Annotated in this window: 22 protein-coding genes and 2 pseudogenes; 15 read left to right on the top strand and 9 right to left on the bottom strand. The window is 43.9% G+C overall.

The features are described from left to right. The first annotated feature begins 101 nt into the window (after positions 1 to 101). The gene (locus BLO31_RS14020; protein ID WP_070967778.1) at positions 102 to 779 is read left to right on the top strand and encodes a DUF3334 family protein; all 678 of its coding nucleotides are present in this window, start codon (positions 102 to 104) and stop codon (positions 777 to 779) included. 68 nt (positions 780 to 847) lie between these two features. Here BLO31_RS14020 and BLO31_RS14015 read toward each other — a convergent pair whose 3' ends face one another. From BLO31_RS14015 to BLO31_RS14000, 4 genes are all read right to left on the bottom strand, one after another. Continuing rightward, complete coding sequence (locus BLO31_RS14015; RefSeq protein WP_070967775.1) at positions 848 to 1,225, bottom strand: hypothetical protein; 378 nt, start codon at positions 1,223 to 1,225, stop codon at positions 848 to 850. A gap of 166 nt (positions 1,226 to 1,391) precedes the next feature. Beyond that, entirely contained in the window at positions 1,392 to 1,730 is a 339-nt protein-coding gene (locus BLO31_RS14010; protein ID WP_070967772.1) for a zinc ribbon domain-containing protein YjdM, read from the bottom strand. Positions 1,731 to 1,956: 226 nt separating this feature from the next. Then, on the bottom strand, positions 1,957 to 2,613 hold the full coding sequence (locus BLO31_RS14005; RefSeq protein WP_084659823.1) for a class I SAM-dependent methyltransferase: 657 nt from the start codon (positions 2,611 to 2,613) through the stop codon (positions 1,957 to 1,959). A gap of 162 nt (positions 2,614 to 2,775) precedes the next feature. Beyond that, positions 2,776 to 3,453, bottom strand: coding sequence for a DUF1826 domain-containing protein (locus BLO31_RS14000; protein ID WP_070967764.1), 678 nt, complete (start codon positions 3,451 to 3,453; stop codon positions 2,776 to 2,778). Positions 3,454 to 3,807: 354 nt separating this feature from the next. Between BLO31_RS14000 and BLO31_RS13995 the strand changes: the two genes are divergently transcribed. The 10 genes from BLO31_RS13995 (at position 3,808) to BLO31_RS13955 (ending at position 10,876) form a co-directional block, all read left to right on the top strand. Then, a complete protein-coding gene (locus tag BLO31_RS13995) occupies positions 3,808 to 4,191 on the top strand; it encodes a phosphoribosyltransferase (protein WP_342668986.1) in 384 nt (127 codons plus the stop codon). A 210-nt stretch (positions 4,192 to 4,401) separates the two neighbouring features. Next, on the top strand, positions 4,402 to 4,761 hold the full coding sequence (locus tag BLO31_RS13990) for a hypothetical protein (protein WP_070967761.1): 360 nt from the start codon (positions 4,402 to 4,404) through the stop codon (positions 4,759 to 4,761). 117 nt (positions 4,762 to 4,878) lie between these two features. Then, on the top strand, positions 4,879 to 5,103 hold the full coding sequence (locus BLO31_RS24070) for a hypothetical protein (protein WP_070967758.1): 225 nt from the start codon (positions 4,879 to 4,881) through the stop codon (positions 5,101 to 5,103). Then, positions 5,070 to 5,657, top strand: coding sequence for a class I SAM-dependent methyltransferase (locus tag BLO31_RS23175; RefSeq protein WP_217495128.1), 588 nt, complete (start codon positions 5,070 to 5,072; stop codon positions 5,655 to 5,657). The genes BLO31_RS24070 and BLO31_RS23175 overlap by 34 nt, the downstream gene beginning before the upstream one ends. A gap of 122 nt (positions 5,658 to 5,779) precedes the next feature. Beyond that, on the top strand, positions 5,780 to 6,463 hold the full coding sequence (locus BLO31_RS13975; RefSeq protein WP_070967752.1) for a DUF2786 domain-containing protein: 684 nt from the start codon (positions 5,780 to 5,782) through the stop codon (positions 6,461 to 6,463). 118 nt (positions 6,464 to 6,581) lie between these two features. Beyond that, complete coding sequence (locus tag BLO31_RS13970; RefSeq protein ID WP_070967750.1) at positions 6,582 to 7,250, top strand: YiaD family glycine zipper/OmpA-like lipoprotein; 669 nt, start codon at positions 6,582 to 6,584, stop codon at positions 7,248 to 7,250. A gap of 161 nt (positions 7,251 to 7,411) precedes the next feature. Then, a complete protein-coding gene (locus tag BLO31_RS13965; RefSeq protein ID WP_070967747.1) occupies positions 7,412 to 8,449 on the top strand; it encodes a tetratricopeptide repeat protein in 1,038 nt (345 codons plus the stop codon). Between the two features lie 169 nt (positions 8,450 to 8,618). Next, complete coding sequence (locus tag BLO31_RS23170) at positions 8,619 to 8,804, top strand: hypothetical protein (RefSeq protein WP_084659821.1); 186 nt, start codon at positions 8,619 to 8,621, stop codon at positions 8,802 to 8,804. A gap of 360 nt (positions 8,805 to 9,164) precedes the next feature. Further along, positions 9,165 to 9,560 (top strand): SulA-like leucine-rich domain-containing protein, encoded by a 396-nt coding sequence (locus BLO31_RS13960; protein WP_070967744.1) that lies wholly within the window; start codon positions 9,165 to 9,167, stop codon positions 9,558 to 9,560. Between the two features lie 212 nt (positions 9,561 to 9,772). Next, positions 9,773 to 10,876: a phosphoribosylaminoimidazolesuccinocarboxamide synthase gene (locus BLO31_RS13955; RefSeq protein ID WP_070967741.1), complete on the top strand. Its 1,104-nt coding sequence runs from the start codon at positions 9,773 to 9,775 to the stop codon at positions 10,874 to 10,876. A gap of 61 nt (positions 10,877 to 10,937) precedes the next feature. Here the strand turns inward: BLO31_RS13955 and BLO31_RS13950 are convergent, their stop codons facing one another. Continuing rightward, positions 10,938 to 12,815: a methyl-accepting chemotaxis protein gene (locus tag BLO31_RS13950; RefSeq protein ID WP_070967738.1), complete on the bottom strand. Its 1,878-nt coding sequence runs from the start codon at positions 12,813 to 12,815 to the stop codon at positions 10,938 to 10,940. Between the two features lie 211 nt (positions 12,816 to 13,026). Between BLO31_RS13950 and BLO31_RS13945 the strand changes: the two genes are divergently transcribed. After that, entirely contained in the window at positions 13,027 to 14,913 is a 1,887-nt protein-coding gene (locus BLO31_RS13945) for a DUF294 nucleotidyltransferase-like domain-containing protein (protein WP_070967735.1), read from the top strand. Positions 14,914 to 14,917: 4 nt separating this feature from the next. Next, on the top strand, positions 14,918 to 15,637 hold the full coding sequence (locus BLO31_RS13940) for a 3'-5' exonuclease (protein ID WP_070967732.1): 720 nt from the start codon (positions 14,918 to 14,920) through the stop codon (positions 15,635 to 15,637). A 44-nt stretch (positions 15,638 to 15,681) separates the two neighbouring features. On the opposite strand, the pseudogene BLO31_RS13935 reads toward BLO31_RS13940, so the two are convergent. Beyond that, a pseudogene (locus tag BLO31_RS13935) lies at positions 15,682 to 17,258 on the bottom strand (BCCT family transporter). Positions 17,259 to 17,635: 377 nt separating this feature from the next. Here BLO31_RS13935 and BLO31_RS13930 point away from each other — a divergent pair. Next, a complete protein-coding gene (locus tag BLO31_RS13930; protein ID WP_070967730.1) occupies positions 17,636 to 18,112 on the top strand; it encodes a MarR family winged helix-turn-helix transcriptional regulator in 477 nt (158 codons plus the stop codon). Between the two features lie 46 nt (positions 18,113 to 18,158). On the opposite strand, the gene BLO31_RS13925 is transcribed toward BLO31_RS13930, so the two are convergent. From BLO31_RS13925 to gyrA, 3 genes and pseudogenes are all read right to left on the bottom strand, one after another. Next, positions 18,159 to 18,416 (bottom strand): hypothetical protein, encoded by a 258-nt coding sequence (locus tag BLO31_RS13925; protein ID WP_070967727.1) that lies wholly within the window; start codon positions 18,414 to 18,416, stop codon positions 18,159 to 18,161. Positions 18,417 to 18,626: 210 nt separating this feature from the next. Next, positions 18,627 to 19,252, bottom strand: a pseudogene (locus BLO31_RS13920) (LysE family translocator). A 322-nt stretch (positions 19,253 to 19,574) separates the two neighbouring features. Further along, complete coding sequence (gene gyrA / locus BLO31_RS13915; RefSeq protein ID WP_070967723.1) at positions 19,575 to 22,229, bottom strand: DNA topoisomerase (ATP-hydrolyzing) subunit A; 2,655 nt, start codon at positions 22,227 to 22,229, stop codon at positions 19,575 to 19,577. Positions 22,230 to 22,504: 275 nt separating this feature from the next. Here gyrA and ubiG point away from each other — a divergent pair, with 275 nt between their 5' ends. Then, positions 22,505 to 23,224 carry a bifunctional 2-polyprenyl-6-hydroxyphenol methylase/3-demethylubiquinol 3-O-methyltransferase UbiG gene (ubiG, locus tag BLO31_RS13910; RefSeq protein ID WP_070967718.1) on the top strand — a complete coding sequence of 240 codons (720 nt, stop codon included), beginning with the start codon at positions 22,505 to 22,507 and terminating at the stop codon, positions 23,222 to 23,224. The last annotated feature ends 454 nt before the right edge of the window (positions 23,225 to 23,678 follow it).

The following is a 23,678-nucleotide window of genomic DNA, read 5'->3' as shown; positions in this document are numbered from 1 at the left end:
AACAGATTCTCAATGCCAGAATGGAACAAACTGCATTTCTTATCCACACTTAATGCGTATTATCTAAAAATACCTTAAGTGCTTTTATGAGTGAATTAACAATGAAGAAAAACAAAACCGTCACCACCGAAGACATTCTACTGAAGCTATGTCAGTCCGTTTCGACCGTGTTGTCATCTGCAACCAACTCGAACATCTCCTATTCGGCTATGGTGCAAAAAATCACCAAAACCAGTTTAAAGCCAGACTTTGGTTGCTTTGTATTATTTGATGGAGGCTTTTCCGGACTGGTAGTGATCAACTTCACTTCAAAAGCAGCGCTAGAAGTCTATACCAATTATATGCGCAATATGGGAATGCCAGAAGAAGAGCTCGCGGTATTGCACACTTCCGATGAAGTTGGAGACGTTTTAGGTGAGCTAATGAACCAGTTGGTGGGTGACTTTACCAATAAGGTCCGCAAAGAACTGCAAACCAACATTACTCAAAACCAACCTAAGATGTTATCGCTTAACAAGCAAGTAAACCTGTCAGTCGATACCAATCTGGATCGCCCTCAAGCTCGTCGAGTGACGTTTTCAACAGATAACAACAACATATTCTATCTTGAGCTTGCAATGGATAAAACAGAATTTATTCAGCTTGAGGAGTTTGAAATTCACGAAGATGAAAATCCAGATGACATCCTAGAGCAAGCGCAACAAGGAATGCAAAGTAGCCAACCCCAGCAATCTACTGGCGGTGCTGCTGACGATCTCTTGGATGAACTAGGCATTTAATCTCACCACAAAAAAACGCATCCCCGATACCTATTGGTTCGGGGTTTTCTTTTTTACAGGTTCATAAACTACATTGCCATATCGTTTTTGTACTGATCGAACTTTTTAATGATAACGTCGAACTCCGTTCGGTCATTAGAAGAGCAGAGACCAGACTCCACACTGCCAACCTCTTGGTTGTTAAAGACCGACACTCTCAGTTCATACCTTTTGGTAAAGAAAAAACTCAACCCCATTAAGGTAACAAATACCGCCAGTCCGACAAGCGGGTGAACCAACGCAAACACAAAGCTAAAAGCGAGAGCGATCAGGCTAGCGCGCTTGAGTTTACTCTTCTGGTCATACTCCTTGACGTAAATGCCTTCAATTTTGCTTAAGCTTAAAGGCGTTGGGCTCTTTTTTGAATGGATAGCACCCGATTCGATCCATACTTGCTTATTGTTCATTTTTACTCCTTAAAAGATTCAAGAAACTAGAGGAGCAGAGCAAACACTATAACGAAGTTACTCGCTATTCGCCTGAATTTTAAAACTAAATTGTGTGTAATTTTGTTAATAAACAATACAAAAAAACCGCCACTGGGGCGGTTTTGCTCAATACTTCATTTGATGACTACGCTTTTTTGACAAACTTAGCAGTAACCATCATTTCACCGGCACCATCAAGCTTGCAGTCTAGCTGATGGTCTTTGCCCTCAACAATGCGTCTAATTAGAGCTTTGGTTCCAATTTTTAAAACCTGAGAACTTCCTTTGACTTTTAAGTCTTTGACCAAGGTAACTTTATCGCCTTCCGACAGTGGAGTGCCGTTTACGTCTTTAATAGCCGCTGCTTCAGCTTGTTGCTTCGCTTCAACCGGGTCCCATTCAAAGGAGCACTCCGGGCAGATCAACAAATTTTGATCTTGGTAAACATATTCAGACTGGCATTGGGGGCAAGGTGCAAGGGACATAACGCATCGCTTCTTAAATCAAAATTTTTGCCTATGGTAAACACTCCATCGACCGATGGCGAGTAAATCCTTAAACCAAGTATACAATTTTGTTGCTTACCTAACCGATTCAATCTATACGGTTATATTCCTGCCCTTAGCAGTAATGGTTATGGTGCCAACACATAAGTCGAATAATAAGATTTTACCGACATGGTTAAGCCTTCTCCCTTAGTTTTAAGAAGCGCTAAAACCTTATCAAAGGCCTCATTGCCATATTTATTCTGTAGGCTTGATAACGCCTTTGTGAAGAGAACAAAACGTGGGCCATCTGTTTAGGGGTCACCGACAAATGTATCGAACCCTCATGGCACTCTCTTTCCAAAAACTGAGGGTATCCTGAAAAATTACACGCGTGGTCGTAGTTTGAAGAGCTCGACGCCATCTCAATGCCCAACAACTTCATCCACTCAGCAAGCTGAACTTCAAAATCGTAAACCACTATCAGAGTTTGCTGATGACAGGTTCTTACGATTTCAGTAACCAAAGATAAAGACTTGGCGTAAAAAAGAGAGCCAGCAAAAGTGACAATATCAACAGTGTTATCTTCAAATGGCAAATTTTCACCCGCCCCTTGCACAAACTGAGTTTTTGCCGTTTCCCTAGTCTGAGCTAACATATCATCACTGGGTTCAAGACCCACAACTCGCATGCAATGAGCTTCCAATGCATAGGAAGATACCCCAGTACCGCAGCCAATATCCACACCTAGCTTGAAGTTAGGCCGACCAGACAAAATTTGTCCTAACAACCTCTGATGAATAGGTGGTCGATACGCCGCATAATGTTTGGAAATCTGAGTGTTGTATCCAGAGTTCATGGTTTCACCTTTAGAACAGATCATCAAAAGTCCACTTGGAAAGAAGTAAGCAATGTTAGATGAAAAAAGAAAAATTAAACCACATTCTGTCTAGTAATTAATTGATACTGATATAAAAAACAAGACTTCCAATAGATATCGGAAGCCTTTTTGGTAAACCCGAGTTTTTCAGCCGTCAAATCGCCATCAATTGTCAATCAAATCAAGAGTTAAAAGTAAACGAGCAGGTGAGTCTTTTGGATTTGGCGAACGGTGAACAAGCCCCGTCCCCTCATTGCCTTCCCAGAGCTCTCCCTTTAATAAGGCGACATCACCTACAGAAAGCTTGTGAATGTCATCAACACTTTGCATTAAGCCTGACTCTTCATCTGATTTTCCTATGCCTCCCGCGCCAAGTTTGCTGCGGTCTAAGCCAGCATTAGCCAGCCACTCCGTCGCCGCTCCACAATACGTTGTGACCAGACGCACCGGCACTCGATCCACGTGAAACTTCGGGCACATCGCTTTCTCCAAAACAGTAAGACGTAACCCCGCTCGCTTGGCGTCAAACAAACAGCAAAACATGTCCACTAATACCGCAATATCACGACTAACGGGTTTTGCTTTTTCGTCTTGACCAAATTTGTCGTTAAGAACCGACTCCGCATCCGAGGGCGTAACGGCTTCAGACAATTGAAGAGAAGGAAATTCATTAGCAATATACTTCGCAGAGATTTCAAGCTCTGCCATCAGTGGCCTTTGCCACAAGGCGATATTGCAATTTGGATGATAAATATCGGTCAACGACTCTGGTTGGGAATGATCCATCGGAAGCAGAGAACTCTCTGCACTAAGGCTCTCACTTACCTCTGTAATTGCATTCATATTTATTCTTCTCCAATAAAGTACGGTGGGAGCGATTCGCTAGCATCTTAAAAACTCGTAGCAGCTTGTTCTGCAATCATTCGATTACATATTATCAACCCAAAAAATTACGCAACGTTATAACATAACAGTTATTCCAACTCTAGCTTGCTTAACCCTTGTCTACTGATTTCTCACCAAACAGCGCACACCAAAGTCGTTTTACCACGGGGATAAATGAGATCAGATTATTCAGTTCCCTCGCTTGTCGAAGTCATGAAAAATCGCAAGAAAAGAGGAACAGCTCTGGTCATTTCTTACTCTTTTATTTGTTACAGGGGTACTTACTATAAAGACAATTAATAGGAGGCGAACATGACAGATATGATTGGTGAAATCGTTTTAACACAAGATCAGATTGAAGAGGGCGTCAACTTAGTTGCCGAAAGAATTACCCACAAATACCTAGGCGAAGAGGTTGTTTTTATTGTCGTGGTACCCGGCGGAATTTTCTTTGCCGCCGACTTACTGCGCAAGCTCCCTTTCCATTTTAGTATCGACCACGTTGCATGCCATCACACCCCAGGTTCATCTCAAAACCACTCTCCGATCATTTACCAAAATGATATTGAACTGACTGGTAAACATTTAGTTCTAGTCGACGATGCCATAGAAACGGGTGGAACCATGAAGCGCGTAGCTCAGTACTTTGCCAATACCAAGATGTACTGTCTGTCTCAATTGCCACCTTATTTGTAAAACCATCACGAGTAGAGATCCCATTCGATCAGATCTTTGCTTATGAAATGGCGAACGACGACATGTTGATTGGCTATGGACTCAGTTGGGATAACCAGTACCAAAACCTTCCTAGTGTCAGCAAACTAGCAAAAAGGTGATATTCCCAAACTCTGTATTAGTCTTAAAGAAGTTACTGATCAAATAGACGAGTACAAAAAGGAGTATGGAATGCGCATCACTTTACTAGTTTTTATATTAACGATGGCTTTTGGGGCAAATGCGGCCCCTCAAGCATCAGAGAAGGGCATGGAAAAAGGCCTGATGCTAGGCGTTAACTGTGAGCAAAACGACAAAGAGTGCAAAGATGCTCTCAAAGAGCAAAAAAAACAGAATAAACAACAATGGAAGGACAAAAAACAGGACAAAAAAGACGCCGCCAAGCAGCAAAGAGAACTGATGAAAGACAAAAAAATGAAAGGAGATAAGCAACGCTCTGAAATGATGGAAAGCGAAGAAGCTGAAAAAATGCAGGAAGATATGGAAGAGACAAAAGCTGAGATGATCGAAAAAGCCCAAAGTGACTCTTAACCGTCGTTTAATACCAATGGAGAGTGTATCCTTAATCTCATGCCCAAAGATGCACTCTCTACTACTGGCGGATCTTTTTGAAAACAAGCGCCAAGACAGCAATGGTTAACGAACGATATGAATGAGCAGCAAAGCTACATGAATGACTTTATGCGAGTCTTCGAAACCTTGGAACGCTGGGGACCCGGCAGTGAAGAGCAAACAAAAGATGCACTAAGCAAACTACCTTACAGTCCCAAAAACATTTTAGAAATAGGCTGTGGTAAAGGACTGTCAACCGCAGTACTGCTCCAAAATACCACGCTTCCATCACCGCAGTCGATACGGAACCTACCGCATTAGACAAGCTTCGAGAAAACATAAGTGCCCTTGGGTTTTCTCATCGATTGAAGCCCATATGTGCCAGCATGACAGAGCTGCCCTTTAATAAACAAAGCTTTGACCTTATCTGGGCAGAAGGTTGTGCCTATATCATGGGCGTCACTAACGCATTGAAAGAATGGAAACCACTATTACAAGACAACGGCATATTAATGATAAGTGATGCGGTTTGGCTAACCCAATCACCCAACCGAGAAGTGAAATCATTTTGGACAGCTGAGTACCCAGACATTCAAACCGTCGGACGACGTTTAGATCAAATTAAACAAGCGGGCTATGAGGTGCTAACACACTTTACCATTAGCGACAAAAGCTGGCACAACTACTACCAACCGCTGGAAATACGACTAAAAGAGTTAGAGCTATCTATGCAAGACTCTCAAGCACTGCGTGATATTGAAAAAGAGATATCCATATACCGTCAATATCTAGGAGAGTTTAGCTATCAGATGTTTATCTTAAAAAAGCCGGTTAACGCTGAAAATCGCTTTGAAACCAACGTCAGGAACTCTTGAGCGGGATTTTTGTGCTACTAAATATGGATAGTTAGCGCCCTATCGCTTCCCACATATTCAAAAATGGTTTCAAAAACGTTAAACTAGTCGACTTTCTAAAAATAGTCGGTTTAACCCTTTCGATGGATAAGCAAAAAGCCTTAAAGAAAATTGCTAAGTGTTTAGAGCTAGGCAACTCAGCAAACGTTAACGAAGCTGCCAATGCGATTAAGATGGCGCATAGGTTGATGCTGAAGTACGGCTTAGACAAAGACGACATCGAATTTATCAAAATGGGTAAAACCCAGTCTACGCATTTACTACCAACCAACGTCAGCTCTACCCTGCTGCGTATCATTCGCGGCATCAATACAAAATTTGGTGTCGAAGCAGTGCTGTTAAATCACAAAGGTTTAAAGCGAGTCGAATTTATCGGTGAAGCGGATCGCGCCATATTTGCCGCCTTCGCGTTTGACATCATTTACCGAGAAATGAACGAACAGACTGGCCGATTCCGCAACGGCTTTGCAGGCAGCGGCACTTCTACCACGGAAGTCAATCGCCGAGTAAACTCCTTTGTATCAGGTTGGGTCGAAGGCGCACTAGAAAAACTACCCATCATTTCACCAGACGAAGAATCAGCGAAAAAAATCGACAGTTACATCGACAAAGAGTTTAAAAACATCGACAGAGAAACCTTTAAGCAACAGCTAAAAGAAGCGATGAAGAACTTAACCGAAGATTACGAAGTAGGACTTAAAAAAGGTCGTAAGGTATCAGTGAGCCGCCCCATTGACGGAGCGCAAGCCCCTAAAATGCTTAGATAGTTGGCTAGCTTTTATTCACTCAGTCAATATTTGGTAAAATTTCAACGATAACTTTGACACATGGTACTGCAGACGGTTTAGACTTGTTATGTCTACATGAACATACGGAGCCATTGTCATGAAAAAACTTACCCTTGCTGTAGCCATTGCTGTTGTCCTAACAGGCTGTCAGGCAACACAAAGACAAAACGCAACCACTGGTGAGAGCGAAACTAACTCAGCAACCACTGGTGCAATTATTGGTGCTATAGCAGGAGCCGCAGTCGGGCTAGCCACGGGTGACGATGCAACTGAACGTCGCCAACACGCAACAATTGGTGCACTTGGTGGCGCTGTCGCTGGCGGCAGTGTTGGTTACTACTTCGACCAGCAAGAAGCTGCCCTTCGCAAAGAATTACTGAACTCAGGTGTACAAGTAGAACGCGTTGGCGAAAATCAACTGCTACTGCGCATGGAAAACGGCATTGGTTTCCAAACTAACCAATACAACCTAGATTCTAGTATTCACAACACACTTCGCGGCGTCGCACGTATCCTAGTTGAGTATCCAGATACCAGCCTAGTCATTGACGGGCACACCGACAGCACTGGTAGTGATTCTACCAACCAAGTTCTGTCTGAGCGTCGTGCAGAGTCGGTAAGAAGCTATCTACTATCTCAGGGAGTCGCAGCAGGCCGAGCAGTTGCGCGCGGCAATGGTGAGCGTTTCCCACTATGCAGCAACGACACCACGTCAGGTCGTGCTTGTAACCGCCGCGTAGAGATTCAGATCTTGCCGCTGAAATAGCCTCTGTCCTGTTCCTTGAACAAGCCAAGTAGTTTTCCAGAGTTGAAAACTACTTGGTTATCAGATTATTGCTTTCGCATTTGAAAATAATCTTGCACATATCTGGGGTTGGATGCCATGATCAAGCCAGCGTCAAAATTTTGCAAATTAATAGAGAATCAATGCGAACAAGCTTACTGTTACTGTTTTACCTCTTATCCCATATCGCGTTTGCGTCTACGGTTGATGAACTGCTGCCCAAAGCAGAAAATCAGGATGCACAAGCTCAATATGAGTTGGCTCGCTTGTACCAAGAGCAAAACTCAGAGCAAGCGAAACAAGACGCAATTTATTGGTTTATTCAAGCAGCAGAACAAGCCCATCCTGAAGCAACGCTCGCGTTGGCCAACATATACATTAAAGGCAGTCATACCCCGCAAGATATTCCAGAAGCCATCTATTGGCTCACGGAGCAATCCATATTAGGTAACATAAAAGCGCAAATTGCCTTGGGGACACTGTACGAAAATCTGCCAAGGACGCCATCAGGCATCGATATGGCAGAAGTTTGGTATCGCTTAGCCGCTGATAAATCAGATAGTGCGGAAAACGACTACTCGCGGATATTAGAGAGGCAGTTCAATCAACAACGAGCAAAGCAAGTGGCCTCTATCGACCTGCTCGACGATACTTTACTTGATGACAACATCAATATAGATCCGAACCAGTCCCCTGCCACCAAAACTCAATCAAAGCAAAACACAACTCCGCTCTATGCCATATCGGGTTTTGGTATTTTTTGCCTTGTGATTGCCTTGTATTACGCTTTTAGCAATCGACGTTGGCGGAAAAAGTATCAAGTAGCTCTATCGGGCAACGCAGCACTAGAGCGTAAAGAAGAGAAAATCGAACAGCAAGCCACTACCATAAAGCAGCAAAAACGACAGTTAGAAACTTTGTTCAAGCAATTTAAGAAAATGCAAAGCGCGCTAGCAGAAAAAACACAATCATCTCAGCAAACCAAACAATCCGATAATAGACTGGCTTTGGCTTGCGCCGTATTTGGTTTTTCATCTTCAAAAATACCTGAAGAAAAGGTCATTAAAGCTCGCTTTAAACAACTTTCCAAAATCTACCATCCAGATATGAAAGGCAGCGAAGATGAAATGAAGCGTCTAAACCACGCCTTAAAAATCATCCTATCCCATGTTAATAAATAGTTACACTTAATCTGATTTATAATAACCATTGCGTTATCTCGCCCGAAAATAAAGGTGACGCAATCGATCCCTCTCCCAGTTTACGTAACAAATGATTAACCAGCCTTTGGCTAATATGTCATAATCTGCCACCAAAATAACACCTGTTGTTAAAGGTGGGGAGATAACCATGTTCACAATTGAAGGGGTCTGCGACTGGTGCAAAAAGCCAAGTCTACTGACCAAACACGAATACGTTGATGGAAAATGCCACCACTCATGTAGAGAGTGTCATGATTTGGCCACTTTGGATGTCCGTCAGTTCAACATCGCTGAATTACAACAGCGGCAGCGTCAAGCACAAAGCTTGCGCTAGTCTATCTCCAAGGAAGAGAAAAAGCGCCTAATGGCGCTTTTTGCTTATTTAAATCGGAACTTCCCGAATTACAAACAAAACCCTCATCGAGCAACTCACCACTTTGACTAAGTCGCACATTCAATCGTCTTCCAGTAAAACTACTGTATACACCTGTATAACACTGTGTGATCTAGGTCACATTTAAAAACAAACGCACAAAAGCCAACACATCAAAACAACCCTTATTTTTCAACACCTTAAAATCAATCATTGGCTTTATAGCGACATTAAACGTACAAAATTCACACAAAAACACTTGCCATACTGATCATTTAAACATACTGTATAGACATACAGCTTGGATATAGGAACAGTATGATGATTCAAACAAACTCTGCAATTCAAAACTACTCTCGTTTCAACGTATTAGCTCAGCCAACTTTTCCTATGGCGATGAGCAACCAAGAACTTGACCGTCTTGCCCAGTTATCGAATCAAAGCCAATGGATACTGTTCACTTCTGAATGTCCACGTCCTGATTACGAGCAATTTGCTAGCCATCAAGTGCGCTGCCAGCAGATTATTCAGATGAAACCGTCGCAGAAAAAATCTGAAATGGAAATTGTTATTCAGGCCATCAAATGTGGTAATGCCAGCGCTGTAGTGGCATCCAGCCAGATTGAACCTATTAATCAACAGCTCTTGAAAGAGCTTGCGGCAAAGCATCAGTGTGAAGTCTTTTTCGTCGAGGGCAGAGCATCTAAGTATCACTAATAAGCTCTTCGAAAATCTATGCTGTTTGGCCTCTCCTTGAGAGGCTTTTTTATGTCTGCTTGTCGCTCCTTTTAGAAGCGCTGGTAAAAAAATGCGCAAACGTTTGCTTTTTGTCTGGCGGGATAATCAAGATCTGGTATCATGCCTCTCAGTTCGGTTATCGATATAGATTGATAACCCTGTTTTTAGGTTGTTAACAGAGGAAAGTTTCAATGACCCTCGCGCAGCAAGTACTTGCCGTCAACGATGATCTCCCAATCCGCACCGATAAACCCGTTCACAGTGGGAAAGTGCGTTCTGTCTATTGGCTAACAGAAGAAGACAGCGCCCGTCTTATTAAAGAAAAAGGTTACGATGTCGCGGCCGATGCACCACTGGCTATTATGGTGATCAGTGACAGAATCTCTGCATTCGACTGTATTTGGCACGGTGAAGGTGGCATTAAAGGTGTACCCGGAAAAGGTGCAGCGCTTAATGCCATTTCAAACCACTGGTTTTCTTTGTTTAAAGAGCACGGTCTTGCGGACAGCCATATTCTTGATATTCCCCACCCATTGGTTTGGATTGTTCAAAAAGCAAAACCGATCATGATCGAGGCGATCTGCCGCAAATACATCACCGGATCTATGTGGCGTGCTTATGCCAATGGCGAACGCGAGTTCTGTGGTATCAACCTGCCAGAAGGTTTAGAAAAAGACAAAGCCCTTTCAGATCTTCTTATTACTCCTTCGACAAAAGGCATTTTGAAGGGGATTAAAGGCGTTCCTGAAGTTGATGATGTAAACATTACACGTACTAACATCGAAGATAATTTTGCTGCGTTTAACTTCACAGCCAAAGAAGATATAGCAGTATACGAAAAGCTTCTAAAAGAAGGTTTCGGTGTTATCAGTGACGCACTTGCTAACATTGGCCAAATCTTTGTCGACACTAAGTTCGAATTTGGTTATGTCACCGATGCATCTGGCAAAGAAAAGATCATTTACATGGATGAAGTGGGTACGCCAGATTCTTCACGTCTTTGGGATGAAAAAGCCTATAACGAAGGGAAAATCATCGAAAACTCGAAAGAGGGTTTCCGTCACTTCCTACTTAATCACTTCCCAGACCCAGATATCTTGCTAAACAAAGACCGCATGGATGAACGTTCGCAACTAGCGGTAGATAACGCACTGCCTATCGAAGCCATCATGTCTGTTTCTGAGACTTATACCAAGATCGCAGAAAAGGTAACGGGCAAGCCAGTTGTCGTTAGTGAAAATCCTAAGCAAGAAATTATCGACGTTCTAAAACGCGACTACGGCTTAGTCGACTAACTCGCGCAGTGGATAAAAGAAAGGCTTCCCATTGGAAGCCTTTTTTGTCTGATGTTACTTGTTAGAGCTTAAAACGGTTAATTTCATTTTCTAACTGATGGGAGAGCTCAGAAAGCTCAGTGGCCTGCTCGGCAGCTTGGTGCGTTTCTTGGGCTAACTCATTAGATACATCGCGAATACCGACTGTATTTCGAGTGATTTCCGAAGTTACCGAAGCCTGCTCTTCGGCCGCTGAAGCGATCTGAGTGGCCATATCACTGATCTTCTCTACTGCATGCTGAATTTGATTCAGGCTCACTGCTGCAGAATCTGCATCAACCACACTAGTATCCGCTAGGTTGCGACTATCACCCATAATAGATACCGCTTTTCCGGTGGTTCCTTGGAGGGTTTCAATCATTTGTTGAATTTCTTGCGTTGAGGCGTGAGTACGTTGACTTAGCACGCGCACTTCATCGGCAACCACGGCAAAACCCCTTCCCTGTTCTCCGGCCCTTGCAGCTTCGATAGCAGCGTTAAGTGCCAGTAAATTAGTCTGTTCAGCGATATCTTGAATGGTCCCCAAAATAGTGCTAATACTTCGCCCATGAGTTTCCAATTCAGCGATAACAGTGGTCGCGACTTGTACTTCATGAGCAAGATTTTGAATTGAAGACTGGGTTTGACTTACCTGACCACTTCCGTGCTCACACGCGGTTACTGCTTCTGCTGAACTTTGAGCCGTGTTATCAGCGTTATTCGCGATCTCTTGGGTGGCAGCGGCCATTTCATTGATCGCGGTAGCGACCATATTGATTTCGTCTTGTTGAGTTCGTATACGGGCACTTCGCTCGCTGGCGTGCTCTGCGGTAAAGCGGGCTTGCTCAGACAGAGCCGTAGATACCTGTTGTAATTTGACAATCATAGCGTGCATATTGCCAATAAAAATATTGAAGTTTGATGCCAGCTTACCCACTTCATCGTTACTGAGCGGTTCAAGACGCTGGGTGAGATCTCCTTCTCCTGACGCGATCTGTTCTAACGCCTTGGAAACACGGGTTAGATCTCTAAACAAGAAGTTCACTAGCCACCACAATATCGCGATGACAAACACCGTGATAATAGCAACAGTAATTAGCAGCTCTTTAACGAGTTCGGTTTGCCCTGCCTCTTCCGTCGCTCTATCCATTTCAATAGCAAAGATCCAGCTTGTTTCAGGAACCTGACTAAAGAAATAAATCACTTCCCTGCCGTTTTGGTTCACAAGCTGAACTTGTCCCGTACGAGCGGCTTCTTTTATGCGTCCAATTGTCAGGCTGGGTACAATCTGTGTAACAGGTTTAAGAGACAACGAGCGGTCTGGGTGTGCTAAGACAGTGCCATCTTGAGTATCGATTAACATAGTATAAGCATTTTTGCCTGCGTCCAGCTTAATCACATCGTCGACCAATTGATCAATAAGAACGTCAGCGCCTACAACGCCAACAAACTTTCCATTGCGGTGGACAGGTTCGGCAATGGTGACCAATAGAGCTTGAGTAATCGCGTCAGCATAAGCAGTAGTTATAATTTGCTGCCTCGCTTTCTCGGCCTCTTTGTACCACGGTCTAACTCGCGGATCGTACCCTGCTCGGTTTCTTTCCGGATGAGAACGCAACATGTCACCTTCTGGTGTGCCTAAAAAGATGTCGTCGAAGCCACCTGCAGTTCTGGCTAACTGCAAATATGGAACAACGTCCTCCTGTTGAGAAAAATCATTAAATGCGCGTGCAATATCTTTTCGAATTTTAATCCAATCAGATATCCCAGCGGTGGCTACTTTGCTTAAGCTCTCTGCTCTAGTGAAAACACTTTGTCTGGTTTGAATGTTAAGTTGTTCAGTCGCGAGCCAAGTTAAAACGCTCGCCATCAGCATACCAGCGAGAACGCTAGCACCGATGAGTTTTTGTTTTAAAGTCATATTGTTATTTTAAGGTGGGGAGATACGTAACGAAGTGGCGAATAATAATGGCAAAATAATCCTCTTGCACGCAGTTTCTACTAATTAATTTTTTATGTTAACTCGCTGTAATTTCGCCGATTTTATGGCGTCATTCCATTGGCTAATCTGTGCAGCAAATTCAGTTTCCTGTACCATAATGTAAGATGTAGTCACGACCGAAAATAGCCACATGGATGCAGAATTAATTGAAATTCAAAACTTTCTCTCTCTTCACCCTCCTTTTAAAGACCTCGATGAAGAGATACTAAAAGAAGTCAGTCAGAACATAGAAATCAGCTATGTTCGCCAAGGACTACAAGTCATTGAATTTGGTGATGAAATACATGACCTCTACATGGTGAGAAGCGGCGCCGTTGAGGTATACCGACGCAAGGGAGAACTTTACAATCGCTTGGATCAAGGTGATCTATTTGGCCAGATGGGACTGCTCACCAACAATAAAGTGCGTTTCCCAGCGAAAGCGATTGAAGATACTCTTCTCTACTGTATTCCTGAAAGCGTTTTTCAAAACCTTTACGACAACTATGATAACTTTGCCGATTTTGTCGAGGTTGATGACAACGCACGCCTGCGACAAGCAGTATCTAGTTCCAGTGAGCAAAACGACCTGACCACATCAAAAGTAAGAACCTTGCTCACTCGCGATGCACTGTTTGTGGATAAATCTGAAACGATTCAAAATGCCGCGATTAAAATGGCTGAAGAACAGGTCTCTTCGCTGCTGATTATCGATTCAGAACGAGGCCAAGACGACGAAGACAGCAACACGGTAATGGGCATCATCACCGACAGAGACTTGTGTACTCGCGTGCTCGCTCAAGGCTTAGATCCTAGTGATGAAGTCAGTAGTGTCATGACCAATGAAGTCATTTCATTGGATCACAACGCCTATGTATATGAAGCCATGTTGACCATGCTGAGATACAACGTCCATCACCTTCCTGTACTTAAGGACAAAAAACCAATTGGGATTATCGAAACGACAGATATCGTACGTTACGAATCTCAAAACTCGCTTTTATTAGTAAGTAGTATCTATCAGCAACAGTCAATTGACGACCTAGTTGAGCTTTCAGAACAAGTCAAAGATAGTTTTGTACGACTGGTCAACGAAGATGCCAATTCACACATGGTCGGAACGGCGATGTCAGTGATCGGACGCAGTTTTAAGCAGCGCATAATCGAACTGGCAGAGATGGCATTGGGTGAGCCCCCCATCCCTTATTGCTTTGTCGCGTTGGGTTCGATGGGACGAGATGAGCAGTTATTAGTAACGGATCAAGATAACGCCATCATCTTGGATGACACCTACGTATCAGAAGAGCACGACCAGTACTTTGCGGATCTCGCTAAATTAGTTAGCGACGGCTTACATCGCTGTGGCTATACCTACTGCACTGGTGACATAATGGCCACCAATCCAATGTGGCGCATGACGCGAAAAGAGTGGGAAGAGTGTTTTGCAGATTGGATTGATAACCCCAACCCCAAAGCCCTGCTCAACGCGTCTATTTTCTTCGACCTCGATGGCGTCTATGGCAAGTTGAAATGGGCAGAACACCTCAATGGGTTTATCGTTCGACGCGCGCGCAAAAACAATCGCTTTTTGGCATGTTTGGCGAGAAACGCACTCAATCGCACACCGCCTCTTGGCTTTTTTAAAGATTTTGTTATGGAAAAAGACGGACGCCATAACAATTCCATCAACCTCAAACGACGGGGTACGGCACCATTAGCAGATCTGATACGCGTTCACGCTTTAGCGGTTGGTTCCTCTTCTAAAAACTCATTTGAACGACTAGACGATGTTATCGATGCCGGCATTTTGCCAAAGGGTCGTGGCGAAGACCTGCGCGACGCCATGGAGTTTATCTCTATGGTTCGCATCCGCCACCAAGCATTAGATGTAGAACAATCCATAGACCCAGACAACAACATAGAGCCAGAAAACTTATCCGACTTCGAGCGCCGAAACTTAAAGGATGCGTTCCAGATCCTTAGCAAAGCACAGAATTTCCTCAAGTTTCGTTATCAGGCCAGCAATCAGTTGAGTTAAACCCATGTTTAAAAGAGACAAAAATACTCTACACCCAGATTGGCAGTCCAGATATGCATCCAAGGCGCTTGAGGTGTCTGACCCAGCCCTTAAACACTACTTCTCGCAGCCTTTACCCGCGCCTGAGACAGCAATAGAAAACATCACTTTTCTAGCGATGGATTTCGAAACTACAGGTTTAGACCCGTTCAAGAACGAGATCATTACCATTGGAACAGTGCCCTTTACCCTTAATCGCATCTTGCTTAATCAAGCTAAACATTGGACCGTCAGGCCGCGAAAAGCACTTAACGAGCAATCAGTGGTGATTCACGGGATAACGCATAATGACCTGATGGGAGCACCAGATTTCTCCGCCGTGTTTCCAAAAGTACTTGAACAGATGGCTGGCCATGTTTGCGTTGTACACTACCACCCTATAGAAAGAGGCTTTTTAGACCATGCACTGCGCTTGCGAATTGGTGAAGGGATAGAGTTTCCTGTTGTTGATACCATGGACATCGAATCTCGCCTTTATGAGAAGTCCTATTCGGGTTTAGTCAACTGGATCAAAGGAAAGAAAAAACCATCTATGCGTTTAGGCCAGACTCGTACTCGCTATGGGCTACCGCCTTACACTCCTCATCAAGCGTTGACCGATGCCATAGCAACTGCAGAGCTTCTACAAGCACAACTCGCATACCATTACCCCAAAGGTACCCGTCTCAAAGAAATTTGGATCTAAAAAGGGAGTCATTTGACTCCCTTTTCTATTCTTGTGAACGAGATTTAGCGTTTTCTCGGTTCAGTCCCCATGCCCATTAGCAAGCTAACGCACATAAGTAGCAGTACGAAGGTAAATGGCAAGGCCGTGGAAATTGCTCCAGCCTGTAAGGCTTGAATAGCTTCAGTTCCACCAATCCATAGAAGTGCAACCGCGATAGCGCCTTCCATAAATGCCCAGAACACTCGCTGAAGCACAGGAGCATCCACTTTACCACCCGCCGTAATACTGTCGATAACCAGCGAACCAGAATCAGACGAAGTGATAAAGAACACCAATACCAGCACAACCGCAATCACGGATAGCAAGGTACCCATTGGCAGAACGTCAAACATCTGGAACATAGCCAAAGAAACGTCTGTCAATCCTTGAGTACCTAACTCACCCACTTTGTTGATCACTTGATCGATAGCCATGCCGCCAAATACCGACATCCAAACCAGAGTTACCGCTGTAGGCACAAGCAGCACCGCTGTCATAAATTCGCGGACTGTACGCCCTTTAGATACACGAGCGATAAACATGCCTACAAATGGTGACCAAGAGATCCACCAAGCCCAATAGAATACAGTCCACCCTTGGAACCAAGCTTCATCTTCACGCCCGTGCGGGTTGCTCAAAGGAATAATGTTTTCCGCATAAGCCAGTAGTGTGTTACCAAGAGAACTAAAGGTAACGGAATAACCGATAATGGCAACAAGAATAAGCAGTAAGAAAGCGACGACCATGTTGATATTACTGATCACTTTAACACCGCCATCGATACCGCGAACAACAGACACAACAGCAAGTAAAGTCACAACCGCGATAACAATAATTTGAAGCCCAATACCAGCGTCAATGCCAAACACGTGATGGATACCACTAGCGGCTTGTTGAGCGCCAAGACCAAGGGATGTCGCCAAACCAAACAAGGTGGCTAGTACTGCTAAAATATCGACAATATGCCCAGCCCAACCCCACGCACGGTCACCTAGTATTGGGTAAAACACCGAACGCATTGATAGTGGTAGACCTTTGTTATAGGCAAAGAAAGCGAGAGACAAAGCGACAATGCCATACATGGCCCAAGGGTGAAGTCCCCAGTGTACATGGTTGCGCCCATCGCGAGACGAGCTGCCTCTTCGGTGTTAGCTTCTACACCCAGTGGCGTTTCATACCAGCCGGTAAAATAGGCGACAGGTTCAGCAACGCTCCAAAACATTAGGCCGATACCCATTCCCGCAGCAAACAGCATGGATATCCATGAAAGGTAGCTATAATCCGCTTCAGCGTTTTCGCCACCTAAGCGGATTTTTCCAAATGGCGTTACGATTAACACCAAACACAAAATAACAAACAGGTTACCCGACCACATAAACAGCCAGTCAAACGAGCCTATAATTTGCCACTTCACGCCATCAAGGGTGGCTTTTGCGGTTTCTGCATCGGCAATAAGAGTACCGATTAAAAATAAAGCAATAAATCCCGCACTTATACCAAATACAGGGTTATGGACATCGAAGCCCCACCTCTGCACATTATCTTGACCGACTGTATAGTCAGTACTATCGATACTGTACTTATCTATCCCTTTAGTCATTGATCCTCTCTTTTCATTTCTAAGCAGGCTGTCTAGTAACTCTAGAACACGAATGTTTTGATCTGTAATCTAAATCCAACAGCCTACTGACAAAAACATCACTCTATGATGGCGCGTATTTTGGCAAATTCACAACATAAGATCCAATATTTCACTAATTTAGTGGTTATTTAGGCCAATTTGTGATTAATAAACCATCGATTCGTAATATAAGGGTTACTGGTTATTTATTTTGTACACGAAACATTGCACTGACATAATTAACATAAATCAACTGCCCACTAAGAATCCATTCACAATCCCGTGCTTAAAGGCTTTGCAACCGTCAAAAATTGCGGTATTTTCCTCGCTATAACCTGCCATTTCAGGACGATAAATTGGAAAAACACGAAGAAGTTTTGGTCTCTTTGCGGCAAATTATCCGCGCTATTGACCTTCACTCAAAAAAGCTAAGTAGAGAATCTGGTCTCACTGGCCCACAGCTCATACTAATGCGTTCTATTAGAGATCTTGGTGAAGTCACTATTAGACAGTTGTCCAACCACACCAATATGAGTCAAGCGACGGCAACTACCATTCTTGATCGCTTAGAAAAAAACGAGTTGGTAATAAGAGTAAGAAGTTCGAAAGACAAACGTAAAGTGCACGCTCATTTGACGGAAAAAGGCAAAACGCTATTAGAAAATGCTCCACTCCCGCTGCAGCACAGTTTTATCTCTAAGTTTCAGCAGTTGGAAGAGTGGGAGCAAAGCTTATTGCTCTCTTCAGTACAAAGGATCTCTTCGATGATGAACGCTGAAGACATTGAAGTAGCACCAGTATTGGAGCTGGGCAGTATTACTAAAGCCGAGTAACCACTGCGTTTAACAAAACGTCTGGCCAAAGCCAGACGTTTTCGCGTTATAAGTTGTCAGGGTTATTGCGGTAATACTCTTCTAGAATCTCCTTGCCAAAAAAGACCTCGGTCTGCATGTGAAGCACAAACACGACCGCCGCAATACCTAAGCAAATTAAATTAAACCGCTTAGTCACTCTGGCGCGTTTTCTTTCAGCGAAAATGGCAATGTTTATTCCCACCAGTGCAAAGGGATAAAAAATGATGAGAGCAATCAAGACCCCCAGATAACCAGAGATGGCCATCGGTGTTACATCATTCATATTAGACTTACCTCATAATTTCATTTGAAGTCATCCTATCAACCATCACTGTTAAAAAACTGACAAAAAGTGTGGTATCCAACCCTTGCCGATTATTTTTTCGATTCAGTTCTGACTAAAGCATCTAGATATTGACTAAAAGAACAATACAAAAAGGCCCTGTCTTGTCATCACCAAAACAGGGCCAAGCCGTTATTAGTATTTAATGCATCAACGCGTTGTGCTTGATAACAGAGCCCCTGCTCCGATAAACACTCCACCCGTGAGACGATTAAACAAGCGGGCTCGTCCTTTGGCAAAGATCCAACTGGAAGAACGATTTCCTAAGACCGCGTAAATCATCAACCACGCAAACTCCATCACCATAAACGTCGAAGCGAAGAGATGTATTGTGTCAACATACTCGCTTCAGGGTTAATAAATTGTGGGAAAAGAGCAGTAAAAAAGAGAATGGCTTTCGGGTTACTCGCACCAACGATAAACCCACTGACAAAATGTTGCACGACACTCTGTTTGTCTTTGCCCACCGACGACTGACGCTGATAACTTTCTTGCTTCGAACGCAGTGATTGAATACCAAGATAAATTAGATAGGCAGCGCCCGTATATTTAATGATGTTAAACGCCAGCTCAGAAGAAGCAATAATGATTCCCAACCCCGTAAAAGATAACGTCAGTATGGTAGTAATGGCGGTTAAGCTGCCTAAGGCGGTATACAGCCCACCGCGAATGCCACTTGTCACTCCTTTGGTCATACAAAGTAGCGAACTCGGCCCAGGTGACGCTGTAAGAATAAGAATTGCAATAAAGTAGAGTGTCCAAATCTCGAAACTCATCAATGTTACTCCTTTAACATTTTGCTCCTGCGTGCGCCCACGCTTAGCAAAGAATAATCGTTTTAGATGGTTGGTACCCGTTCCGTGGTCTACCAGCCCTCCTCCAAACTAACCGTACAAAGGTTTATTTGTAAACCAATTTTTATCAATTTATTACATTAGATGAGAAGCGCGGCGGAAATATTAAGAAAAAAGTAATGCATTTAATGTCGGTTATTACTTTTTGGTCTGGGGTGATAAGCCCATCCCCTACACGGACAGGCAAATACTAGGCATAAAAAAACCGGACTGTAAAAGTCCGGTCTTTATTCAACTCTTTTGATTACTCTTCAGAATCAGAAGGAGCGTCATCTTGCGGTGTTTCGTCTTGAGCTGGCTGCTCTGCATTTTCAGCTGTTGCTGCATTTTCTGTCGCTTCGTCGCCTTCCTCACCTTCTGGCAAGTCAACTTCTTCTACTTCATCAATGCGTTGTAGACCAACAACCGATTCGTCTTCAGCAGTGCGGATTAGCGTAACACCTTGAGTATTACGGCCTACCTTGCTTACCTCAGCACAGCGTGTACGTACTAGAGTACCAGCATCAGTGATCATCATGATCTCATCACCTTCCTCTACCTGTACTGCTCCAACTACGTTTCCGTTGCGATCAGACACTTTAATCGAAACAACACCCTGAGTTGCACGGCTCTTCGCTGGGTATTCCTCTAGGGAAGTACGTTTACCGTAACCATTCTGCGTTGCAGTAAGGACATCACCGTCTGTCTTAGGAACAATCAGTGACACCACTTGGTCGCCTTCGGCAAGTTTGATACCGCGTACACCAGCAGCAGTACGGCCCATTGCTCGTACTTGATCTTCTTTAAAGCGAACAACCTTACCAAATTTCGAGAACAACATAATGTCGTTTTCACCATCAGTAATGTCTACACCAATCAGAGAATCTTCATCGCGCAGGTTAACCGCAATCAGACCGTTAGAACGCACGTTTGCAAACTGCGTCAGTGGCGTCTTCTTAACAGTGCCGTCACCGGTTGCCATAAAGATGTATTTATCTTCAGAGAACTCTTTAACCGGTAGAATTGCCGTAATGCGCTCACCTTCTTCCAGAGGAAGAATGTTAACAATAGGCTTACCACGGGCTGTACGAGTTGCTTGAGGTAATTGATACACTTTCAGGCGGTATGTTTTACCACGAGTTGAGAAACACAAAATATTGTCGTGAGTGTTCGCCACTAGAAGACGCTCAATATAGTCTTCTTCTTTCATCTTAGTGGCACTCTTACCTTTACCACCTCGACGTTGTGCTTCGTATTCACTTAGCAATTGATACTTGACGTAGCCTTCGTGTGACAGAGTCACAACCACATCTTCGCGAGCAATCAGCTCTTCCATATCAATGTCGTGAATTGCGGCGGTGATTTCTGTACGACGCGGGTCACCAAACCCTTCGCGAACCGCTTCTAGCTCTTCGCGGATCACTTCCATCAAGCGCTCAGTGCTTGCAAGGATGTGCATCAGCTCTGCAATTTCATCAAGCAGTGCTTTGTACTCGTCTAAGATCTTCTCGTGCTCTAGGCCCGTTAATTTCTGTAGACGTAAATCTAGGATAGCTTGCGCTTGTTGCTCTGTCAGATAGTACTGACCATCGCGAATACCAAACTCAGCCTCTAGCCATTCTGGACGAGCTGCATCAGTACCGGCACGCTCAAGCATGGCAGCAACATTGCCCAGATCCCATCCACGAGCAGTAAGGCCTGCTTTCGCTTCCGCTGGTGTTGGCGCGCGACGAATGAGTTCGATGATCTCGTCAATGTTAGCCAGTGCTAATGCCAGACCTTCAAGGATATGAGCGCGGTCACGCGCTTTGCGCAATTCAAAGATAGTACGACGGGTCACAACCTCACGGCGGTGATCAACGAAGCACTTAAGCATCTCTTTAAGGTTAAACAACTTAGGCTGACCATTGTCTAGCGCAACCATGTTGATACCAAAAGTCGTTTGCAATTGAGTGTTTGCATAAAGGTTGTTAAGAACAACTTCACCCACTGCATCGCGCTTACATTCAATAACAATGCGCATACCGTCTTTATCGGACTCGTCGCGCAGTGCACTGATGCCTTCAACTTTTTTGTCTTTTACTAGCTCAGCGATTTTTTCAATCAAGCGAGCTTTGTTGACCTGATAAGGGATCTCAGTAACAACAATGGTCTCTTTACCATTTTTGTCCGCTTCGATTTCCGCTTTAGAACGCATGTAAACTTTACCGCGTCCAGTTTTGTATGCATCGATAATGCCTTTGCGGCCACTGATAAGTGCTGCCGTTGGGAAATCTGGGCCTGGGATGTAATCCATCAGTTCATCAATGGTGATTGCTTCATTGTCAATGTAAGCAAGGCAGCCATCGATCACTTCAGTTAGGTTGTGTGGCGGAATGTTCGTCGCCATACCTACCGCGATACCAGAAGCACCGTTTACCAGTAGGTTAGGAATTTTTGTTGGTAAAACCGCTGGGATTTGCTCGGTACCGTCATAGTTAGGTACGTAGTCCACGGTTTCTTTGTCTAGGTCAGCTAGCAGTTCATGGGCAATTTTTGCCATGCGAACTTCGGTATAACGCATCGCAGCAGCAGAGTCGCCGTCGATTGAACCAAAGTTACCCTGACCATCAACCAGCATGTATCGCAGTGAGAACGGCTGAGCCATACGTACAATGGTATCGTATACAGCGCTATCACCGTGCGGGTGATATTTACCAATCACGTCGCCGACAACACGGGCAGATTTTTTGTATGGTTTATTCCAGTCATTGCCTAGTACATTCATCGCGAATAACACGCGGCGGTGTACTGGCTTAAGGCCATCACGCACATCAGGAAGAGCACGACCCACGATAACTGACATCGCGTAGTCGAGGTAAGAACCTCTCAGCTCATCTTCGATATTAACGGGCGTGATCTCTTTAGCTAGATCGCTCATAGAGCCATTATCCCTCTATAGTTTCGTATCTGTAATACGCTTAAGGTGCAAAAATATAACACACAAATCCAGTCGGAGGCATTACTTTCCCTCTCCTTTTATCAGGTTGTGAGCTTGGTTGTGAATCAAACGCCGAGAATTTGCACATTATGGGTTTATCTTGCTGATTATTGGCTGTATTTTGTTCAATTTGTCAGAATTCTCTGCTCTATAGTGGTGCAATAAATTCGTCGCGCTATAATGAGGCCACTTTTCACGGACGCTACAAGTTAAAAATGACCAAAGTACATAACGTCGATCCGGACGAAATCAAGAAATTTGAAGATATGGCATCACGCTGGTGGGATTTAGAAGGGGAATTTAAGCCACTTCACCAAATAAACCCACTTCGCTTAAACTACGTTATGGACAGTGCCGAAGGCATTTTTGGCAAAAAAGTACTCGATGTAGGATGCGGTGGCGGTATTCTCGCAGAAAGCATGGCCAAACAAGGTGCTGAAGTGACTGGCTTAGACATGGGCAAAGAGCCATTAGAAGTCGCTAGGCTTCACGCGTTAGAAACCGGGACTGAACTGACTTATATCCAAAGTACCATCGAAGATCACGCTGAAACGAATCCACAAGCCTACGATGTGGTGACTTGTATGGAGATGTTAGAGCACGTCCCCGACCCTTTATCCGTAATTCGCTCTTGTGCGGCTTTGGTTAAACCCGGTGGTCACGTATTCTTCTCAACATTAAATCGCAATTTCAAGTCTTACCTCTTTGCTATCCTTGGTGCAGAGAAACTGTTGAAAATCGTTCCTGAAGGCACTCACGACCACGATAAGTTCATCCGCCCATCTGAGCTTCTTGCTATGGTTGATAAGACCCCTCTACAAGAAAAAGGTATCACTGGGCTACATTACAACCCACTGACCGATTCATACCGATTGGGCAAAAATGTCGACGTCAACTACATCGTTCATACTCAATTGGTAAATTCCAAATATTGAGACAAACTTTGTCTCAATGATCACTAGGCGGTAGCACAGGCTTACCGCCTTTTTTAGTAATAAAATGAACAATTTTCGTGCACTAGATTCCATTTTAAATATATTGATTTTCGACCCTATTTAATGACAAAGATCAAGAAGTTTTTTTTTGTTTGCGGTTAAGAAAGAACCGATCTTAAAGTGGATTTTTTTAGTAACCAAAGTAGGCCTTTTCTGCTCGGTTAGTAGCTACTTACTGTTTTTTTTATTTTTGTCAGTTATCCACAAGTCATCCAAAAACTGTACCTTGAAAACCTCTCCCTATAGCTCTATCTTGTAACTCGCAAATAAATACACCCCTATATCTTGTGTTTGCACTACAATTAACAAATAGATTTTGATCACAAAGCCGCTGCATGATTTACAAGAATTACACAAAAATGCGGCTTTCATCGGTTTTGTTAGGGAAATGAAG

It is taken from the genome of Vibrio sonorensis (assembly GCF_001854765.1).
Taxonomy (GTDB): Bacteria; Pseudomonadota; Gammaproteobacteria; order Enterobacterales; family Vibrionaceae; genus Vibrio; species Vibrio sonorensis.
Note: the sequence above shows the minus strand (reverse complement) of the source record. Positions and strands in the feature narration are given on the sequence as shown.

Coding starts and splice junctions, on each gene's coding strand:
- BLO31_RS13995 (WP_342668986.1), top strand. CDS start 3,808: ATGACAGATATGATTGGTGAAATCGTTTTAACACAAGATCAGATTGAA.
- BLO31_RS13940 (WP_070967732.1), top strand. CDS start 14,918: ATGTTTAAAAGAGACAAAAATACTCTACACCCAGATTGGCAGTCCAGA.
- BLO31_RS13990 (WP_070967761.1), top strand. CDS start 4,402: ATGCGCATCACTTTACTAGTTTTTATATTAACGATGGCTTTTGGGGCA.
- BLO31_RS13970 (WP_070967750.1), top strand. CDS start 6,582: ATGAAAAAACTTACCCTTGCTGTAGCCATTGCTGTTGTCCTAACAGGC.
- BLO31_RS14000 (WP_070967764.1), bottom strand. CDS start 3,453: ATGAATGCAATTACAGAGGTAAGTGAGAGCCTTAGTGCAGAGAGTTCT.
- BLO31_RS13945 (WP_070967735.1), top strand. CDS start 13,027: ATGGATGCAGAATTAATTGAAATTCAAAACTTTCTCTCTCTTCACCCT.
- BLO31_RS23170 (WP_084659821.1), top strand. CDS start 8,619: ATGTTCACAATTGAAGGGGTCTGCGACTGGTGCAAAAAGCCAAGTCTA.
- BLO31_RS13955 (WP_070967741.1), top strand. CDS start 9,773: ATGACCCTCGCGCAGCAAGTACTTGCCGTCAACGATGATCTCCCAATC.
- BLO31_RS13950 (WP_070967738.1), bottom strand. CDS start 12,815: ATGACTTTAAAACAAAAACTCATCGGTGCTAGCGTTCTCGCTGGTATG.
- BLO31_RS13925 (WP_070967727.1), bottom strand. CDS start 18,416: ATGAATGATGTAACACCGATGGCCATCTCTGGTTATCTGGGGGTCTTG.
- BLO31_RS14015 (WP_070967775.1), bottom strand. CDS start 1,225: ATGAACAATAAGCAAGTATGGATCGAATCGGGTGCTATCCATTCAAAA.
- gyrA (WP_070967723.1), bottom strand. CDS start 22,229: ATGAGCGATCTAGCTAAAGAGATCACGCCCGTTAATATCGAAGATGAG.
- BLO31_RS24070 (WP_070967758.1), top strand. CDS start 4,879: ATGAATGAGCAGCAAAGCTACATGAATGACTTTATGCGAGTCTTCGAA.
- BLO31_RS13975 (WP_070967752.1), top strand. CDS start 5,780: ATGGATAAGCAAAAAGCCTTAAAGAAAATTGCTAAGTGTTTAGAGCTA.
- BLO31_RS13965 (WP_070967747.1), top strand. CDS start 7,412: ATGCGAACAAGCTTACTGTTACTGTTTTACCTCTTATCCCATATCGCG.
- BLO31_RS14005 (WP_084659823.1), bottom strand. CDS start 2,613: ATGATCTGTTCTAAAGGTGAAACCATGAACTCTGGATACAACACTCAG.
- BLO31_RS14010 (WP_070967772.1), bottom strand. CDS start 1,730: ATGTCCCTTGCACCTTGCCCCCAATGCCAGTCTGAATATGTTTACCAA.
- BLO31_RS14020 (WP_070967778.1), top strand. CDS start 102: ATGAAGAAAAACAAAACCGTCACCACCGAAGACATTCTACTGAAGCTA.
- ubiG (WP_070967718.1), top strand. CDS start 22,505: ATGACCAAAGTACATAACGTCGATCCGGACGAAATCAAGAAATTTGAA.
- BLO31_RS13960 (WP_070967744.1), top strand. CDS start 9,165: ATGATTCAAACAAACTCTGCAATTCAAAACTACTCTCGTTTCAACGTA.